Genomic DNA, 18,183 nt, shown 5'->3' on the forward strand with positions numbered 1-18,183 from the left:
GCGAGGCACCGCAGAAGGAGGACCTTTCATGATCCGCACCACCGCCGTACCCCGCCCCGTCCGCGTCGGAGCAGCCACCGCCGGAATCGCCGGGGTCCTGATCCTGGCCGGCTGCGCCGGCACGACCGAGACCGCCGCCACGACCGCGCCGAGCGCCCCCGCCACGACGGCACCCAGCACGGCCGCGTCGTCCGCTCCCGCGGCCACGGCCGATGCCGGTGCCTCCACGTCGACCTACGCCGACGGCACCTACACCGCCGAAGGGTCGTACCAGACGCCCGAGTCGGTGGAGAAGATCTCGGTGACCGTGACGCTGGCCGACGACGTCATCACCGCGGTCGAGGTGAGCGGAGACCCGCAGAAGGCGGAGTCGAAGGAGTACCAGTCGAAGTTCATCGGCGGCATCAGCGATGTCGTGGTCGGCAAGGACATCGACGAGATCTCCGTCAGCCGAGTAGCCGGTTCGTCGCTGACCAGCGGCGGATTCAACCAGGCCATCGGGGAGATCAAGTCCGAAGCGACCGCCTAGTGCCGGCGACGACGGCCCGCGTGCTCTGGCGCTTCGAGGCCATCGGCACGAGCTGGCAGATCGAGAGCGACGCCGAGCTTCCGCCCCGCACGCGTACGCGCGTGACGGCGGTCATCGAACGGTTCGACCGCGAGTGGTCGCGCTTCCGCGCGGACTCCGACGTGACCGCGCTCGCCCGCGGGGCGGGGGCCGTGCCCCTGCCCTCCGACGCGGCCGCCATGTTCGACGCCTACGCGGAGCTCTCGGCGACGACCGCCGGGGCCGTGAACCCCCTCGTCGGCCGGTCGCTGGAGAGCCTCGGCTACGACGCCACTTATGCCCTCGGCGCCGGTGTCCCCACGCCGGCGCCGGGGGAGTGGCGCACCATCCTCGACTGGAGCGGCGACACCCTCGCCCAGTCGGGACCGGGACTGATCGACGTCGGCGCGCTCGGCAAGGGCCGGCTCGTCGACCTCGTGCTCGCCGAGCTGGCGGCCGAGGTGTCCGGCGATCTCGTCGTGGACGCGAGCGGCGACCTCGCCGTGCGCGGCGCCGCCGTGCGCATCGGTCTGGAGCACCCCTACGACGCACGACGCGCGATCGGGGTGTGGAGCGTGCAGGATGCCGCGCTCTGCGCTTCGGCGACCAACCGGCGCGCCTGGGGCGACGGCCTGCACCATGTGCTCGATGCCCGCACCGGTGCGCCCGTGCGCACGGTTGCGGCGACGTGGGCGGTGCACCCCGAGGCGATGCGCGCCGACGCGATCGCCACCGCGCTCTTCTTCGACGGGGGCCCGGAAGCGGCCGCCGCGTGGGGGGCGTCCTGGGTGCGGATGATGACCGACGGCCACGTGGAGTGGTCGCCCCAGTGCGAAGCGGAGCTGTTCACGTGATCGGAACCCTGACGTCCCTCTCCCAGCGGGTGGTCGCCGTCCTCGGGCGGGTGTCGATGTACCGGCTGGTGCTGATGGCGCTGTCGGCGCTGGCGGTCATCGCCCTGGCGCTCTCGGCCGTCGGCGTGTTCTCCGCCGAGCCCCTCATCACGCCCGCCCCGCTCGAGCTGCTCGCGACCGCCGCCGTGCTCGTCGTCGTGTCCGCGGCAGCGGACGCCGGTGCCCGACGCGTGCTCGGGCTGTCGTGGCGTCTCGAGTCCTCGCTCATCACCGCCGGCATCCTGCTGTTCATCCTGCGTCCGACGGCGGAGCCGCTGGGCCTCCTCGGCATCGCCCTGGCCGCGGCCGTCGCCTCCCTGTCGAAGTACGTCATCGCTTGGCGCGGACGGCACATCCTCAACCCGGCCTCCGCCGGTGCGGCCGGACTCGCGGTGCTGTCGATCGTGGCCCCCGACCTCGGAACGCCGTCGTGGTGGGTGGGGACGCCGGCGATGGCTCTGCCGGTGGTGATCGCCGGTCTCGCCGTGCTGTGGCGCACCGAGAAGGTGCGGATCGTGCTCGTGTTCCTCGTGACCGCCGTCGCCGTCGCGGTGCTGCGCGTGTCGGTGCAGTCGCAGGCGGCCGGCTTCGCGTTCGATCTCGGCACGACGTTCTGGCAGCTCCTGTGGTCGTCGCCCTTCCTCTTCCTGGGCGCCTTCATGCTCTCCGAGCCGCTCACGCTCCCGCCGCGGCGGTGGCAGCAGTTCACGGTCGCGCTCGTCGTGGGCGTGCTGGCCGGGTGGCCGATCTCGCTCGGCGCGATCAGCCTGGGGCAGGAGCGCGCGCTTCTCATCGGCAACCTCGTCGCCTTCTCGTTGGCGTTCTCCGCCCGAGCCGCGGTGCGCCTGCGCCTGGAGCGTCGCGCCGACGTCACCCCCACGGTGCGCCAGCTCGAGTTCCGCGTCTCCCGGCCGCTGTCCTTCGCGCCGGGGCAGTACCTCGAGATCGACGTGCCGCACCGGCACGCGGACGCCCGCGGCACGCGCCGCGAGTTCTCCATCGCCTCGGCGCCGGCGGATCTGCCGCTGCTGCGCATCGCCTACAAGGAGAACGCGACCGGCAAGCGCGCCCTGTCGAGCTTCAAGCGCGCGCTGGCCGCCGTGCCCGACGACGGCGCGCTGTCGGTGACCGGCGTCTGGGGCGACTTCGTGCTGCCCAAGCGCACCGACAGCCCGCTGCTCCTGGTGGCCGCGGGCATCGGCATCACGCCCTTCGTCTCGCAGCTTCGGCAGATGCGGCTCGACGGCGAGGATCGCGACGTCGTGCTGGTCTACGTCGCCTCCGACGCGTCGGAGCTCGCGTTCCGCGAAGACCTGGAGCAGTCCGGGGTGCCGGTGATCGTCTTCACCCGCGACCGGCCAGACGATCTGCCGCGCACGTGGATGTGGGCGCGGGGCGTCCGGCTGGACGCCGACGGGCTGCAGCAGGTCGTCCCCGACCTGGCCGCCCGCCACACGTACATCTCCGGACCGCCGGCACTCATCGCCGACCTGGCGCCGGCGCTGGAGAAGAGCCGCTCGCTGACGACGGACGCCTTCAGCGGCTACTGAACGGACAGTGAGCCGGTGGTGGTGACCACCGGCTCGACGGGCAGCCGCACGGTGAAGGTCGTGTCACCGGGAGTGCTGTCGACGCGGATGCTGCCTCGGTGGGCCTCCACGACGGCCCGGGCGATCGAGAGGCCGAGCCCGGTGCCGCCCGTGTTGCGGGCCCGTGACCGGTCGGCGCGCGCGAAGCGCTCGAAGAGCTCGGACGCGATGTCGGGGTCGACGCCGGGGCCGTCGTCATGCACGCGGACCACGGCATCGGCGCCCTCGCGCCGTACCGACGTGGTGATCGACGTTCCGGAGGGCGTGTGCGTGCGCGCGTTGGCGAGGAGGTTCGCCAGCACCTGCTGGAGGCGCCCGGCGTCGCCGGTGATGACCACCGGGGTCTCCTCGACGTCGACCAGCCAGTGATGCTCCGGGCCCGCAGGCCGCGCGTCGCCGACCGCCTCGACCGCCATGCGGGTGAGGTCGGCGGTGCCGTGCACCAGCTCCTGGCCCTCGTCGAGACGCGCGAGGAGCAGCAGGTCCTCCACGAGGGTCGTCATGCGCAGCGACTGCGCCTGGATGCGCTCGAGCGACGGGCCGGTGGTCTGAGCCGCGGCATCCGGGTCCTGCTTCAGCGCGCGCAGCGACAGCTCGGAGTATCCGCGGATGGAGGCCAGCGGCGTGCGCAGCTCGTGGCTCGCGTCGGCCACGAACGCCCGCATCCGCTCCTCGTTCTGCTGACGCGCCGAGAGCGAGGCGGCTACGTGATCGAGCAGGGTGTTGAGCGCCGCGCCGACCTGGCCGACTTCCGTGCCGGGGTCGGCGCGATCCTCCGGCACGCGCTGCGTGATGGTCACCTCGCCCTGGTCGAGAGGGATGCGCGAGACGCGGGTCGCCGTCTCGGCGACGTCGCGCAGCGGCGCGAGGCCCACGCGGATGGTCCAGGCCGTCGCGGCCGCCAGCAGCACGAGTCCGCCCGCGGTGAGGATGCCCATCGCGGTCAGCATCTGGCCGACGGTCGCCGAGATCTCCTCGCGGGAGATGCCGACGACGACGGTCGCGCCGTCGAACCTCCGCACGCCCACGGTGAAGTCGCCCAGGCCGTCCAACGACACGGTGCTCACGGTGGGGCGGGACAGATCGGCGGCGATGCCGGCGATCTGCGTGTCATCGAGGGGCACCGTGTCGCCGTCGAGCTCGAGCACGGCCCCGAGGGTCGGCCCGCCGTCCTCCTGCACGAGGAGAAGCGTGCCGGGGGCGACGGTGCTCTCCCGCAGCGCAGTGCCCGCCCCGACGCCCGGCGACTGCTGCACGGCGATGGTGAGACGGTCGAGCGCTCCGCGGATCTGCTGCGTGAGCCGCTCCTCCAGCACGTTGTTCAGCACGGCGCTCGTGACGACGGCCACGAGCACGAGGATGAGCGAGACGATGCCGACGACGGTCAGGATGAGACGGCGCTGCAGGGTCCACGGGGGGCGCCGGTGAGACGGATCGGCCGGCGCGCCCGCACCGGCCGGCACCGTCGCCGAATCCGCCGTCTGCGTCACTGGGGGGCTTTGACCATGTAGCCCACACCGCGGACGGTGTGGATGAGCGGCTCGCGTCCCTGGTCGATCTTCTTGCGCAGGTAGGAGATGTAGAGCTCGACGACGCTGGAGCGTCCGCCGAAGTCGTAGTTCCACACGCGGTCGAGGATCTGGGCCTTCGACACGACGCGGCGCTGGTTGCGCATCAGGTAGCGCAGCAGCTCGAACTCCGTCGCGGTCAGCTCGATCTCGTCGCCGCCGCGGATGACCTCGTGGCTGTCCTCGTTCAGCGACAGGTCGCCGACGCGCAGGATCGGCTCGCCCTCGCCCAGGGCGGCGGTGCCGGCGCGACGCATCAGTCCGCGCAGGCGGGCGACCACCTCCTCGAGGCTGAAGGGCTTGGTGACGTAGTCGTCGCCGCCGGCGGTGAGGCCCGCGACGCGGTCGCCGACGGCGTCCTTGGCCGTGAGGAAGAGCACGGGCACGTCGTTGCCCGACTGGCGCAGCCGCTGCAGGACGGCCATGCCGTCGAGGTCGGGCATCATGATGTCGAGCACCAGCGCGTCGGGTTCGAAGTCGCGCGCCGACTGCAGCGCCTGGAAGCCGGAGGCGGCGGAGCGCACGTCCCAGCCCTCCATGCGCAGCGCCATCGACAGGAGGTCGGTCAGCATCTGCTCGTCGTCGACGACGAGCACGCGCAGGGGCGTGCCGTCGGCGCGGTGCAGGGCGGGTGAGGGCGCGGTGGTCGACGAGGTCATGAAGGTCATTGTGGACCCATAACTATGCGTCGCCTATGGATTCGGCTATGCGCCCGCTGTGAATCGGTTCCGGGATCTGCGGCGACACTCCGCTGGGCTATCGTGAGCGCGGATGCCGCGGCTCGTGCGGTGCGGAAGGCGGTTCCCCATGCCCCTCGTCGATCTCGCGGTGTACGTCGACGGTCAGCGGACGCCGGATCCGGCATCCCTCACCGACTCGTTCGAGGTGATGCACGAGCGCGGGGGAGTGGCCTGGATCGGCCTCTACCGGCCGAGCAAGGAGGAGGTCCGCGAGATCGCGGAGGAGTTCACCCTCCACCCGCTCGCCGTGGAGGACACGCTCCTCGGCCACCAGCGGGCAAAGCTCGAGCGCTACGGGGACACCCGCTTCGTCGTGCTGCGTCCGGCGCGCTACCTCGACGCCGAGGAGGAGGTCGAGTTCGGCGAGGTGCACCTCTTCGTCGGACCCGACTTCGTGGTGACCATCCGCCATGCCGAGTCGCCCGACCTCGGTCGCGTGCGGCGCCGCATGGAGTCGCAGCCGGAGCTGCTCACGCTCGGGCCGTCGGCCATCCTCTACGCCGTGCTCGACGAGGTCGTCGACGAGTACGCGCCCGTGATCGCGGGGCTCGAGAACGACATCGACGAGATCGAGGACCAGCTGTTCAGCGGCGATCCGGACGTCTCGCGTCGCATCTTCGGACTCTCGCGCGAGGTCATGGAGTTCCAGCGCGCCGTCAAGCCGCTGGTCCCGATCATCGAGACGCTCCGCGCGGAGGAGGGCCTCGACCTCGAGCTGCGTCGCGGGCTCCGCGACGTGCTCGACCACGCTGTCAACGCCGCGGAGCGCGCCGACGCGTTCCGCTCGATCCTGGAGAGCGCGCTGCTGGTGCACAGCTCCCTGGTCGCGCAGGACCAGAACGAGGAGATGCGGCGGATGACGGAGTTCGGCCTCGAGCAGAACGACCAGGTCAAGAAGGTGTCGGGATGGGCGGCGATCCTCTTCGCCCCGACCCTGGTGGGGACGGTCTACGGCATGAACTTCGACAACATGCCCGAGCTGCACTGGCCCTACGGCTACCCGATGGCGCTCGGGCTCATGGTGGCCACGAGCGTGACGTTGTTCGCCGTCTTCCGCAAGCGCGGGTGGCTCTAGAGCCTCAGAGCTCGGCGAAGCGGGATGCTGCGGCCTCCGGCCCCGCGGCGGCGATGACCCGGTCGATCCAGGCGTCGCGCTCCGCGTCGTAGCGCTGGGCGTCCGGGTGGGCGTCGTGGTGCGCGACGAGGCGGCGCGCGCCCTCGTCGAAGCCGATGGTGGTGCCGAACGCGGGGACGAGCGCCTTCAGCTTGCTGTTGTCGAACAGCACCGAATGCGACTTGTCGCCGAGGAGGCCGGGCCCGGACGCCGGGTCGAGTCGCGCCAGGGTCTCCGACGCGATGTGCACCAGCGCCGGATCGGCCACGCCGGCCGCCTCGGCCAGCCACGTGTAGATCTGGTTCCAGGTCGGGGCGTGGTCTCCCGTCAGCGTGAAAGCGTCGCCGACCGCGAGCGGGTGGGCGAGCAGGCCGGCGAAGCCCACGGCGAAGTCGTCGCTGTGGGTCAGCGTCCACAGGCTGGTGCCGTCGCCGTGCACGATGACCGGTCGCCCGGCCCGGAGACGCACCACATCCGTCCACCCGCCGGCGTTCGGGAAGAGCGTGTGGTCGTAGGTGTGGGAGGGACGGACGATCGTCAGCGGGAAGCCACGGTCGCGATAGGCGGCCGTCAGGACGTCCTCGGCGGCGATCTTGTCCCGCGAGTACTGCCAGAAGGGGTTCCGCAGCGGTGTCGACTCCAGGACCGGGAGGCGCACCGCGGGCTTCTGATACGCCGACGCGGAGCTGATGAAGACGTACTGCCCCGTCCGTCCCTCGAACAGGTCGATGTCGGTGGTCGCGTGCTCGGGCGTGAACGCCGTGAACTGCGCCACCGCGTCGAACTCGCGGCCCCGCAGAGCTTCCCGCACCGCGTCCGGCTCGCGGATGTCGGCGACGACGCTCTCCACGCCCTCGGGAAGCGGTCGCGACCGGCGGCCGCGGTTCAGGACCGTGACCTGTGCGCCGAGGGCGAGCGAACGGGCGACGCAGGCGGTGCTGATGGCACCGCCTGCCGCCGATGTAGAGGATGCGGGGAGCGCTCATCCTCCGACCCTAGGCCGGGTCAGTGGGTGTCGACCGCTTCGATCTCGGTGCGGTCGCCCGACCACAGGGTGTGGAAGGTGCCGTCCTTGTCGATGCGCTTGTACGTGTGCGCTCCGAAGAAGTCGCGCTGCCCCTGCACGAGGGCGGCGGGCAGGCGCTCGGCGCGGAGCCCGTCGTAGTACGCCAGGGACGAGGCGAACGCCGGGGCGGGGATGCCGGCCGCCGCGGCCAGCGCGACGACGCTGCGCCAGGCGCGCTGCGCCCGGCCGAGGGCCTCGACGAAGAACGGCGCGGTGAGCAGCACCGGCAGATCGGGGGCGTCGGCGTAGGCGTCGGCGATGCGGTTGAGGAACTGCGCGCGGATGATGCAGCCGCCGCGCCAGATCTTCGACACGGCGCCGAGGTTGATGCTCCAGTCGTACTGGGCGGCACCCGCGCGGATCTCGTCGAAGCCCTGGGAGTAGGCGACGATCTTCGACGCGTAGAGGGCGAGGCGGATCTGCTCGATGAGGGCGTCCGCGTCTTCGCCGGTCAGGTGGTCGCCGATCTCGTCATCGGGGCCGGGGAGCTCGCCGGAGACCGCGCGCTGCTCGGGATGGCTCGACAGCGAACGGGCGAAGACGGCCTCCGCGATACCCGACACCGGGACGCCGAGGTCCAGCGCGGTCTGGACGGTCCACGCTCCGGTGCCCTTGGCGCCGGCCTGGTCGAGGATGACGTCCACGAGGGGCTTGCCGGTCTCGGCGTCGACCTGGCGGAGCACCTCGGCGGTGATCTCGATCAGGTAGGACTCGAGCTCGCCGCGGTTCCACTCGGCGAAGACCTCGGCGATTTCGGCGGGCGACGTGCCCGTCGCGCGGCGGATGAGGTCGTACGCCTCGGCGATCAGCTGCATGTCGGCGTACTCGATGCCGTTGTGCACCATCTTCACGAAGTGCCCCGCGCCGTCGTGCCCGATGTGGGTGACGCACGGCTCGCCCTCGGCGACGGCGGCGATCGAGCGCAGGATCGGACCGAGGGTCACCCACGACTCGTCGGATCCGCCCGGCATGATCGAGGGTCCCTTGAGCGCGCCCTCCTCGCCACCCGAGATGCCGGCGCCGACGAAGTTGATGCCCGTCTCGCGCACCGCCTTCTCGCGCCGGATGGTGTCGGTGAAGAGGGCGTTGCCCCCGTCGACGATGATGTCGCCGGGTTCGAAGACCTTCACCAGCTCGTCGATGACCGCGTCGGTCGCCCGCCCGGCCTTCACCATGATGATGGCGGCGCGGGGGGTGCGCAGCGACGCCGCGAACTCGGCGTAGCTGCCGGCAGGCACGAACTGCGCCTCCGGGTGCTCCGAGACGAGCAGCTCGGTCTTGTCGTGGCTGCGGTTGTAGACGGCGACGGTGTTGCCCTCGCGGCTCGCGAGGTTGCGGGCGAGGTTGGAGCCCATCACCGCCAGGCCCACCACGCCGATGTTGGCGACACCGGAGGTGCCGGGTGTCTGCTCGCCCGCCTGAGGTGCGGAGCGCGCGACGTCCTCTTCGGCCGGGCCGCCCTGATGCTCGGTCGCGGCGTCGTGCGGCGAGGCTCCCTCGGTGCTCGACAGGGGAAGGGCGGCGGGGTCGTTCTCGGGCACGCGGGACTCCTTGGACGCGACGGGATGTGCGTCCAGGCTAGCGCGTCGGGGAGGGGCGGCTCAGTCCTTGCGGTAGCCCGAGCGGCCCAGCGAGTAGAAGGCTCCGGCGGTGCCGATGAGGCCGGCCACGGAGATGATCGCGATGAGTCCGATGAGGATGTTCGCGGCGAGCTGGCTGTCGATGATGGTCCTCCTCGGTGCGGGCGTTGTGCGTCTTCATCGTAGCGGGGGCCCTGGTAGACTCAGGGCTGAACTTCGGCGAGGGACGCGGCTGCCGCATCCGTGATCGACGCGGTGATGCAGGCTCACGGCTTTCCTCACGCGCTCGCGTTCGAGTCGAAACCACAGACCCACTACCGGGCCCGTCAGCCCGCAAGGAGAATCACCATGGCCGAGAAGGCAATCGACAACACCGTCCACGCCGAGCCGCGCGAGAACTTCGGCAAGGGCTTCGCCCGCCGTCTCCGCGCCGCCGGCAAGATCCCCGCGGTCATCTACGGCCACGGCACCGAGCCCACTCACGTCGCGCTCCCCGGCCACCAGGTCGCGCTGCTCATCCGCCGCGCGAACGCGGTCCTCGAACTCGACGTCGCCGGCGCGAAGCAGCTGACGCTGGTCAAGGACGTGCAGAAGGACCCGGTGCACCAGATCATCGAGCACATCGACCTCCTCGTGGTCAAGCGCGGCGAGCGCGTGCAGGTCGAGGTGCCCGTGGTCGTCGTCGGCGAGCCCGCCGCCGGAACCGTCGCGACGCTCGACTCCGCGACCATCACGCTCGACGTCGAGGCGACCCACATCCCGCAGAACATCGAGGTCAACGTCGAGGACCTCGAGGACGGCACCCGCATCACCGCCGGTGACCTGGCCCTCACCGACGGCGCCACGCTCGTCGTCGAGGCCGACACGCTGGTGGTCGCCGTCGCGGTCCCCGTCGACACGCTGGCCGCCGAGGCCGAGATCGCCGAGCTGGACGCGGCCGTCGCCGCCGACCAGGCCATCGAGGCCGAAGAGGCCAAGGAAGAGTCCGACGAGTCCTGATCGGATCGTTCGTCAGAACATCGGAGGGGTGCGCGATCGCGCACCCCTCCGTCGTCGTCCGGGGAGGATGTCGGAATGGTGCAGTCCTGGCTGGTGGTCGGTCTCGGCAACCCGGGCCCGCGGTATGAGGCGACCCGGCACAACGTGGGTCAGATGGTCGTGGACGAGCTCGCCCGGCGGCGCAACGAGGTGCTGAAGGCCGCCACGAAGGCGAATGCGCGCGTCGCGGAGACGTGGCTGCGCCCGGGGGCGGACAAGCTCGTGCTCGCCAAGTCGAACTCCTTCATGAACACGTCGGGCGGGCCGGTGTCCGCGCTCGCGGCCTACTACGGCATCGCACCCGAGCGCGTCGTCGTCGTGCACGACGAGCTGGACATCCCCTTCGACACGATCAAGCTCAAGGTCGGCGGCGGGCACGGCGGTCACAACGGCGTGCGCGACATCGCGAAGGCGCTCGGCACGGCCGACTTCCCGCGTGTCCGCGTCGGCATCGGCCGTCCGGTCGGCCGGCAGGATCCGGCGGACTGGGTGCTCGACCCGTTCGGCGCGGCGGAGCGTCCGAACCTGCCGATCCTGATCTCGGACGCGGCGGATGCGGTCGAGGAGCTCATCGGCGAGGGGCTGCTCGCCGCGCAGCAGCGGCACCACGCTCCGCGCGACTGAGAGAGCCCCGGCGCGCGCTCAGAACGCCGAGGCCGCAGAGACCGCGACGCCGGCCGTCAGGGCCCAGGTGAGCGCGATGCCGAAGGCGACCACGCCCAGGACGCCGATGACGACGGCCGCGACGCCGGCACCGCGTCCGCGGTTCTTCGCGGCGGCCACGATCCCCTGGACGATCGCCCAGACGCCCAGCACGGTGCCGCTCCAGAAGGCGATCTCCGCGATGAGCACCGATCCGCGCACCGGCGTCAGGAGCCGCAGGTCGAAGGTGTCCGACGACACCGACGGCACCTCGCGGCCCAGACCGACGCCGATGTCGTAGCCCGCGGCCGCGGCGATCCCCGTCGGAACGACGAGGGCGATCAGCGCCAGGACGAGGGCGACGGTACCGAGCGCCGTACCCCGCGCGGCCTCGACGCTCGGAGGGAAGGTGCCGGTCGGAGCCGCGGCGTACGGCGCGGTGAACTGCGGCGGCTGCGCGTAGCCCTGCGGCTGCGGCGGCTGTGTGTACGGCGGCTGCGGCTGTCCGTACTGCTGCGGCGGCTGGCCGTACTGCTGCGGGTGCCCGTACTGCGGCGGCTGTCCGTACTGCGGCGGCCGTGGCTGTCCGTAGCGCGGCACAGGCGGTGGCGACGATTGCCCGGGAACCGACCAGGCCGGGTTCTGCCCCTGCGTACCGTTCTGCGCGTCGCTCACGGAGCCCATCCTAGGAGCCGGTGTCCGAGCACGCCCGTAGACTTCTCCGGTGACAGTTCCCGGGATCGTGCGCGCCCTCGCGCAGTCCGAGGCGTTCCGGGATGCCGTGGCCGCAGCATCCGCCGACGCCGATTTCTCACTCGTCGAAGGCCTCGACGCTCCGCTCCTGGCCGCGCTCCTCGCGCAGCGCCGCGGACCCGATGCGAGGGTCCCCCGCGGGGGCGCCCTGCTCGTGATCGCGCCCACCGGGCGCCGCGCCGAGTCGCTCGTCCCCGCACTCGAGTCCGTGATGCCCGGCGCGCGCGTGCTGCACTTCCCCGCGTGGGAGACGCTGCCGCACGAGCGGCTCAGCCCGAGCCCCGAGACGGTGGGGCGGCGGCTGTCCGTGCTCCGCCAGGTGGCCGAGGACGATGACGCGCCGCTCATCATCACCGCATCGGTGCGCGCCGCCCTGCAGCCGCTCGCCGGCGGCCTGACCGACCGGCCCCCGATCGAACTGCGCGTGGGCGCGCGCGGCCGAGAGCTCGACTCCGTGCTCGCCGGGCTCGTGGAGCTGGCGTACCACCGCGTCGACATGGTGTCGCGACGCGGGGAGTTCGCCGTCCGCGGGGGCATCCTCGACGTGTTCCCGCCGATCGCCGACCACCCGTACCGCGTCGAGTTCTTCGGCGACGAGGTCGACGCCATCCGTGCGTTCTCCGTCGCCGATCAGCGATCGCTTCCGGGAGACGTGACCGCCATCGAGCTGCCGGCGAGTCGCGAGCTGCTCCTGACCGGCAGCGTGCGCTCGCGTGCGCGAAGCCTCATGGACGACTTCCCCGGCATCCGCGGGATGCTCGAGAAGATGGCCGAGGGCATCCCCGTCGAGGGCATGGAGTCGCTCACCCCGGTCCTCGTCGACCGTGTCGTGACGCTCGCCGACTACCTTCCGCCCCGTTCGGCGGTCGCCCTGGTCGACCCCGAGCGATCGCTCACCCGTGCGCGCACGCTCGGCGAGACGAACCGCGAGTTCCTCGAGGCCGCCTGGAACGCCGCCACCGCCGGTGCGCAGACCCCGGTCGACCTGGGCGCCGGCGACTTCCTCACGCTGCCCGCCCTCCGTGACGCCGCGCGCGACCGCGACGGCGTGTGGTGGACGATGAGCACCTTCGACTCCGGTGCGGCGGATGCCACGGCGGAGGGCCTGCTCGACATCGACGTCGCCCTGGAGCAGGCCGCGCTCATCCGCGTGCCCGGCGCCGCGGTGCCCAGCTTCCACGGCAACGTGGACGGCGCGACCGCGCACATCGGCGAGCTGCTCGCCGACGGCTGGCGCGTCGTCGTCGCCGCCTCCGGAACGGGACTCGTCGACCGCGCCCGCGACGTGCTCGCCGAGCGCGGGATCGCCGCGCGCAAGGTCGAGGACGTCCTCGAGCCGCCGGAGCCGGGCGTCGCGCACGCCGTCACCGCGGTGCTGGAGCGCGGCTTCGAGGTGCCGGATGCCAAGCTCGCCGTGCTGACCGAGGCCGAGTTCTATGGCCGCACGATCGGCGGCGACTCCCGCCAGGTGAAGAAGCTCGCCTCCCGTCGTCGCAATGTCGTCGACCCGCTGCAGCTCAAGACGGGCGACTTCGTCGTGCACGCCACGCACGGCATCGGCCGCTTCGTCGAGCTGAGCCAGCGCGAGGTGTCCACGGGAGGGCGCAACGCCGTCAAGACGACCCGCGAGTACCTCGTCATCGAGTACGCGCCCTCCAAGCGCGGCTACCCCGGCGACAAGCTGTTCGTACCCACCGATCAGCTCGACCTGCTCTCGCGCTACGTGGGCGGCGAGGCGCCGACTCTGTCGAAGATGGGCGGCAGCGACTGGGCGCAGGCGAAGGGGCGCGCTCGGAAGGCGGTCCGCGACATCGCCGTCGAGCTGGTGAAGCTCTACTCGGCGCGCATGGCGTCCAGGGGGCACGCCTTCGGGCCCGACACGCCCTGGCAGCGCGAGCTGGAGGAGGCCTTCCCGTTCGCCGAGACGCCCGATCAGCTGCAGACGGTCGACGAGATCAAGGCCGACATGGAGAAGCCGATCCCGATGGACCGTCTGCTGTCGGGCGACGTCGGCTTCGGCAAGACCGAGGTCGCCGTGCGCGCCGCGTTCAAGGCGATCCAGGACGGCAAGCAGGTCGCCATGCTCGTGCCGACCACCCTCCTGGTCAAGCAGCACATCGAGACATTCACCGAGCGCTTCGCCGGATTCCCGGTGCAGGTGCGTGCGCTGTCGCGCTTCCAGACCGACAAGGAGGTCAAGGAGACGCTGGCGGGCATCACCGACGGCACCGTCGACATGGTGATCGGCACGCACCGCATCCTCACCGAAGGCGTGCAGTTCAAGGACCTCGGGCTCATGATCATCGACGAGGAGCAGCGGTTCGGCGTCGAGCACAAGGACAAGCTCAAGAAGCTCAAGACGAACGTCGACATCCTCGCCATGAGCGCGACGCCCATCCCGCGCACGCTCGAGATGGCGGTGACCGGCATCCGCGAGATGTCGACGCTGCAGACGCCCCCGGAGGATCGCCACCCGATCCTCACCTTCGTCGGTCCGCGCAACGACAAGCAGGTCGCGGCGGCCATCCGCCGGGAGCTGCTGCGCGAGGGCCAGGTCTTCTACGTGCACAACCGCGTGCAGTCGATCCAGCGGGTCGCCGCGCAGATCGCCGAGCTCGTGCCCGAGGCCCGTGTCGCGGTCGCCCACGGCCAGATGGGGGAGCAGGCGCTGGAGAACGTCGTCGACGACTTCTGGGAGCGCCGCGCCGACGTGCTGGTCTCGACGACGATCATCGAGACCGGGCTCGACATCGCCAACGCGAACACGATCATCATCGACCGCGCCGACAAGTACGGCCTGTCGCAGCTGCACCAGCTGCGCGGACGTGTGGGACGTGCCCGCGAGCGTGCGTACGCGTACTTCCTGTACGACGAGAACAAGCCGCTGTCCGAGACCGCGGCCGACCGTCTCGAGACGATCGCCGTCAACAACGACCTCGGCAGCGGCATGCAGGTCGCGCTCAAGGACCTCGAGATCCGCGGCGCGGGAAACCTGCTGGGCGCTGAGCAGGCGGGGCACATCGCCGGCGTCGGCTTCGACCTGTACCTGCGCATGATCGGGGAGGCCGTCGCCACCTTCCGCGGCGACGAGACCGACGGTCCGGCCGAGCTCCGCCTCGAGCTGCCCGTGGACGCCCGCATCCCCGAGAGCTACATCGACAGCGAGCGCCTGCGGCTGGAGGCGTACCAGAAGCTGTCGGCCGCGGCATCCGCGTCGGCCAAGCCCGACGCGATCGACCTGGTCATCGAGGAGCTGCAGGATCGCTACGGCGAGCCGCCCGCCGAGGTCGACGGTCTCATCGCCGTCGCCCGTCTGCGTCGCCGCGCCGCGCGCGCGTCGCTGGCCGATGTCGTGGCGATGGGTCCGAACCTGCGCATCGCGCCGGCCGTGCTGCCCGACTCGATGCGGGTGCGCCTGCAGCGGCTCTACCCGAAGGCCAAGCTCATCTCCAGCGGCGACGCGCTCGTGGTGCCGCTGCCGAACGCGGGCGGCGAGCCGATGCGTGACGCCGACCTCATCGCGTGGGTGGGTCAGCTCCTCGACGCGCTGTGGCCGGAGCCGAAGGATGCCGCGGCGGAGGCCTCCGCGACGGTCTAGGCCGCGATCGCGGCGGCGGTGTCAGTCCCAGCTGATGCCGCAGTCGCGGCAGGCGAAGCGCACCTCGACGGCCAGGCCGTCATCGTGCAGCGCGTCATCCGGCGCATCACGCAGCTCGGCACGCCGGTCGACCTCGACGCGGAACCATCGCGGCTCGAGGGTGCAGACGTCCACCGACCCGCAGGCAGGACAGGACTCGATCACCACGTGGGCGGAGACGCCGGTGTGCTCCATGGCTGACACGGTAGACCTGCGCCGCGCCGTCGGGCGCAGCGACGCGCGTCACCCCGTGTTCTGGAGCCCCGCGGCCACGCCGCTGACCGAGAGCAGCAGCAGGCGCTGCTGCTCCGGATCGGGCGTCTCGGCAGCGCGCAGCGCCCGGAGCGCCCGGAGCTGGATGAGCGAGAGCGCGTCGACGTAGGGACTGCGCATCTTGACGGCACGCTGCAGCACGGGCTTGCCGTCGAGCAGCTGCTCGCCGCCGGTGACGCGGATGACCCACGAGCGCGTGAGCTCGAGCTCGTCCAGCACCAGCTGCGCCAGATCGTCGCGATCACCGAGGTCGAGGTACTGCCGGGCGATGCGGGCATCGGTCTTTGCGAGGCTCATGCCGACGTTGTCCACGAGCGTCCGCAGCAGCGGCCACTCGCGGTAGGCCGCGCGCAGGCGCTCCTCGTCGCCCACCGCCTCCAGCGCCGTGCCCAGCCCGAACCAGCCGGCCAGGTTGATGCGCGCCTGCGTCCACGCGAAGACCCAGGGGATCGCGCGGAGGTCCTCGAGAGACTCCACCGACAGCCCGCGGCGTGCCGGACGCGACCCGAGGGCAAGCAGCCCGATCTCCTCCATGGGCGTGACACGGGCGAACCACGACGCGAAGCCGTCGGCCTTGACGAGGGCGAAGAACCGCTCACGGGATGCCGCGTCCATCGCGTCCGCGACGTCGGCGTAGCGCGCCGCGGCCTCGCTGTTGCGCTGCTCGTTCGAGGGCGCGGAGGCCATCAGGGTCGCCGCGGCGACCTGGTCGATGTGTCGGATCGCGATCGCCGGGTCGCCGTAGCGGGCGAAGATCACCTCGCCCTGCTCGGTGAGCTTAAAGCGCCCGTCGACGGAGTGCGGCGGCTGGGCGAGGATCGCGGAGTTCGCGGGCCCGCCGCCGCGGCCGAGCGCGCCGCCGCGGCCGTGGAAGAGCGTCAGCTCGATGCCCTCGCGGTCGGCCCAGGCGGCGATCTCCGCCTGCGCCTCGTACAGCGCGAGGTTCGCGGCGACCGGACCGACGTCCTTGCTGGAGTCGGAGTAGCCCAGCATCACCTCGAGGCGGCGACCCGTGGCATCCAGTCGCGTGCGGAACTCCTCGTGCTCGACGATCTCGGCGAGGATGCCGGGGGCCGCGCGGAGATCGGCGAAGGTCTCGAACAGCGGTACGACGTCGAGGACGGGGACGGTGCCGGCGGGGCCGACCGCCGCGCGGGCGAGGCGGTGCACCGTCGCGAGGTCGTCGGCGGACTGCGTGAACGACACGACGTAGCGGCCCGCGGCCCGTGGCCCGTAGCGCTCCTGGAGGAACGCGATGACGCGGAAGAGCTCCAGCACCTCCTCGGCCTGATCGCTCAGTGCGCCGCCGGCCTCGACCTCCGCCAGGACCGCGCGGTGCACGGCCGAGTGCTGGCGCACCTCGAGCTCGGCGAGGTGGAAGCCGAACGACTCGACCTGCCAGATCAGCTGCTGCAGGTGCCCGTAGGCCTGACGCGGCGCGCGGGCGGCGGCGAGGGATTCCTGCACGACGCGCAGGTCGGACAGGAGGTGCTCGGGGTCCCGGTAGGCGAGGTCGGCGTCACGCGTGCGCGTCGCGGCGATCTTGCGCGCGAGCAGCAGCACGATCCGACGGTGCGGCTCGTCGGGGGAGCGGGTCGCGATCTCCTTGGCCGCGTCCTCGTCGGCGTCCTTGAGGCGCTGCCACAGGGCGACGAGGGCGTCGCTCGGCGGTGTGGTGGCGGCATCCAGCGTCAGTCCGCGTCCGATGCGGAGGGCGGCGCGCTCCAGACCGAGGAGCACGTGCTCGCTCGCGATGCCGGCCGCCTTCCGCGTGACGGAGGCGGTGACGAAGGGGTTGCCGTCGCGGTCGCCGCCGACCCACGAGCCGAGGCGCACGAATGGGCGCACCACGGGCGGGCGGCCACCGGAGGCGGCGCCCTGCAGCGCGTCGTCGACGCGGCGGTAGACGTGCGGCACCGCCGTGAAGAGCGTGTCGTCGAAGACGGCCATGACCGCGCGCACCTCGTCGGTGGGTGACGGCTTCTCGGAGCGCAGCGGCGCCGTGCGCCAGAGGGTGTCGATCTCCTCGAGCATCCGACGCTGCGTGCGGCGCGCCTGGGCTCCGCTGCGGACGGCGCCGTCGTGCTCCTCGAGCAGCGTGGCGAGACGACGGATGCTGGTGGAGATGGCCCGCCGGCGGGCCTCGGTCGGGTGCGCGGTGAAGACGGGGTGGAACCGGAGGCTCTGCAGCCGCTGGAGAGCGGTCTCCTCGCCGACCTCTCCGGAGAGATGGGTGAAGGCGGCGGCGACGGAGTCCGCGGCGTCCTGCCGCTCCGGGCGGGCGTCGCGCTCGCGGAGGATGCGCACGCGCTGGTGCTCCTCGACGAGGTTCACCAGGTGGAAGTAGCAGGTGAAGGCGCGGGCGACCTCGTCGGCTCGCTCCAGCGTGAAGGAGTCGGCGATCTCAGCGGCCTTGGCGAAGGCCTCCGGCGTCTCGTCGGTGTACGCCTGGATCGTCGCGGTGCGCAGGCGCTCCACGTCCTCGAAGAGGCCCTCCGAGCCGCTCTCGCGCAGCACACGGCCCAGCAGCGCCCCCAGCATCCGCACGTCTCCGCGCATCTCCTCGGGGATCTCCTGGCCCGCCTCGAACCGTCCGACGATGTCGATCGCCTGCGTCTGCGTGAGCTCCTGCATGGCACCAGGGTAGAGCCGCCGACGGGGTGCCCCTGACCGCGGTGGGCGGTCGCGGGCCCACGTTACGATGGATGACGGAGTGCCGGGAAGTCTGGTCGGCGACACGCCG

13 protein-coding genes and 1 pseudogene are annotated in these 18,183 nt (G+C 71.8%); 7 read left to right on the forward strand and 7 right to left on the reverse strand.

Going from position 1 to position 18,183, the window contains the following annotated elements:
- The first annotated feature begins 28 nt into the window (after nt 1-28).
- From ABC304_RS10905 to ABC304_RS10915, 3 genes are read left to right on the forward strand one after another with little or no spacing between them, the layout of a single operon-like run.
- Complete coding sequence (locus tag ABC304_RS10905) at nt 29-529, forward strand: hypothetical protein (RefSeq protein ID WP_412930628.1); 501 nt, start codon at nt 29-31, stop codon at nt 527-529.
- A complete protein-coding gene (locus ABC304_RS10910) occupies nt 529-1,401 on the forward strand; it encodes an FAD:protein FMN transferase (RefSeq protein WP_412930629.1) in 873 nt (290 codons plus the stop codon). The genes ABC304_RS10905 and ABC304_RS10910 overlap by 1 nt, the downstream gene beginning before the upstream one ends.
- Nucleotides 1,398-2,990, forward strand: a complete 1,593-nt coding sequence (locus tag ABC304_RS10915) for an FAD-dependent oxidoreductase (RefSeq protein WP_412930630.1) — start codon at nt 1,398-1,400, stop codon at nt 2,988-2,990. Before ABC304_RS10910 ends, ABC304_RS10915 begins: the two co-directional genes overlap by 4 nt.
- Here the strand turns inward: ABC304_RS10915 and ABC304_RS10920 are convergent.
- Nucleotides 2,984-4,519, reverse strand: a complete 1,536-nt coding sequence (locus ABC304_RS10920; protein ID WP_412930631.1) for a sensor histidine kinase — start codon at nt 4,517-4,519, stop codon at nt 2,984-2,986. The two genes, ABC304_RS10915 and ABC304_RS10920, sit on opposite strands and share 7 nt — an antisense overlap.
- Complete coding sequence (locus ABC304_RS10925) at nt 4,516-5,256, reverse strand: response regulator transcription factor (protein ID WP_412930632.1); 741 nt, start codon at nt 5,254-5,256, stop codon at nt 4,516-4,518. Before ABC304_RS10925 ends, ABC304_RS10920 begins: the two co-directional genes overlap by 4 nt.
- A 148-nt stretch (nt 5,257-5,404) precedes the next feature.
- Between ABC304_RS10925 and ABC304_RS10930 the strand changes: the two genes are divergently transcribed.
- Nucleotides 5,405-6,412 (forward strand): magnesium and cobalt transport protein CorA, encoded by a 1,008-nt coding sequence (locus ABC304_RS10930; protein WP_412930633.1) that lies wholly within the window; start codon nt 5,405-5,407, stop codon nt 6,410-6,412.
- A gap of 4 nt (nt 6,413-6,416) precedes the next feature.
- On the opposite strand, the pseudogene ABC304_RS10935 reads toward ABC304_RS10930, so the two are convergent.
- Nucleotides 6,417-7,437: pseudogene (locus tag ABC304_RS10935) on the reverse strand (SDR family oxidoreductase).
- 19 nt (nt 7,438-7,456) lie between these two features.
- Nucleotides 7,457-8,890 (reverse strand): NADP-dependent phosphogluconate dehydrogenase, encoded by a 1,434-nt coding sequence (gene gndA, locus ABC304_RS10940; RefSeq protein ID WP_412932909.1) that lies wholly within the window; start codon nt 8,888-8,890, stop codon nt 7,457-7,459.
- A 555-nt stretch (nt 8,891-9,445) separates the two neighbouring features.
- On the opposite strand from gndA, the gene ABC304_RS10945 reads away from it, so the two are divergent.
- Complete coding sequence (locus tag ABC304_RS10945; protein ID WP_412930634.1) at nt 9,446-10,096, forward strand: 50S ribosomal protein L25/general stress protein Ctc; 651 nt, start codon at nt 9,446-9,448, stop codon at nt 10,094-10,096.
- Nucleotides 10,097-10,171: 75 nt separating this feature from the next.
- Entirely contained in the window at nt 10,172-10,759 is a 588-nt protein-coding gene (gene pth / locus ABC304_RS10950; protein ID WP_412930635.1) for an aminoacyl-tRNA hydrolase, read from the forward strand.
- A gap of 18 nt (nt 10,760-10,777) precedes the next feature.
- Here pth and ABC304_RS10955 read toward each other — a convergent pair whose 3' ends face one another.
- A complete protein-coding gene (locus ABC304_RS10955) occupies nt 10,778-11,452 on the reverse strand; it encodes a hypothetical protein (RefSeq protein ID WP_412930636.1) in 675 nt (224 codons plus the stop codon).
- A gap of 49 nt (nt 11,453-11,501) precedes the next feature.
- Between ABC304_RS10955 and mfd the strand changes: the two genes are divergently transcribed.
- A complete protein-coding gene (gene mfd / locus ABC304_RS10960; protein WP_412930637.1) occupies nt 11,502-15,128 on the forward strand; it encodes a transcription-repair coupling factor in 3,627 nt (1,208 codons plus the stop codon).
- A gap of 21 nt (nt 15,129-15,149) precedes the next feature.
- Here mfd and ABC304_RS10965 read toward each other — a convergent pair whose 3' ends face one another.
- Together ABC304_RS10965 and ABC304_RS10970 are read right to left on the reverse strand one after the other, a co-directional pair.
- Nucleotides 15,150-15,362 carry a hypothetical protein gene (locus tag ABC304_RS10965; RefSeq protein WP_412930638.1) on the reverse strand — a complete coding sequence of 71 codons (213 nt, stop codon included), beginning with the start codon at nt 15,360-15,362 and terminating at the stop codon, nt 15,150-15,152.
- Nucleotides 15,363-15,410: 48 nt separating this feature from the next.
- On the reverse strand, nt 15,411-18,074 hold the full coding sequence (locus ABC304_RS10970; RefSeq protein ID WP_412930639.1) for a phosphoenolpyruvate carboxylase: 2,664 nt from the start codon (nt 18,072-18,074) through the stop codon (nt 15,411-15,413).
- Nucleotides 18,075-18,183 lie beyond the last annotated feature (109 nt).

It is taken from the genome of Microbacterium jepli (genome assembly GCF_047237905.1).
Taxonomy (GTDB): domain Bacteria; phylum Actinomycetota; class Actinomycetes; order Actinomycetales; family Microbacteriaceae; genus Microbacterium.

Coding starts and splice junctions, on each gene's coding strand:
- ABC304_RS10905 (WP_412930628.1), top strand. CDS start 29: ATGATCCGCACCACCGCCGTACCCCGCCCCGTCCGCGTCGGAGCAGCC.
- ABC304_RS10925 (WP_412930632.1), bottom strand. CDS start 5,256: ATGACCTCGTCGACCACCGCGCCCTCACCCGCCCTGCACCGCGCCGAC.
- ABC304_RS10930 (WP_412930633.1), top strand. CDS start 5,405: ATGCCCCTCGTCGATCTCGCGGTGTACGTCGACGGTCAGCGGACGCCG.
- ABC304_RS10945 (WP_412930634.1), top strand. CDS start 9,446: ATGGCCGAGAAGGCAATCGACAACACCGTCCACGCCGAGCCGCGCGAG.
- pth (WP_412930635.1), top strand. CDS start 10,172: ATGGTGCAGTCCTGGCTGGTGGTCGGTCTCGGCAACCCGGGCCCGCGG.
- ABC304_RS10965 (WP_412930638.1), bottom strand. CDS start 15,362: ATGGAGCACACCGGCGTCTCCGCCCACGTGGTGATCGAGTCCTGTCCT.
- ABC304_RS10970 (WP_412930639.1), bottom strand. CDS start 18,074: ATGCAGGAGCTCACGCAGACGCAGGCGATCGACATCGTCGGACGGTTC.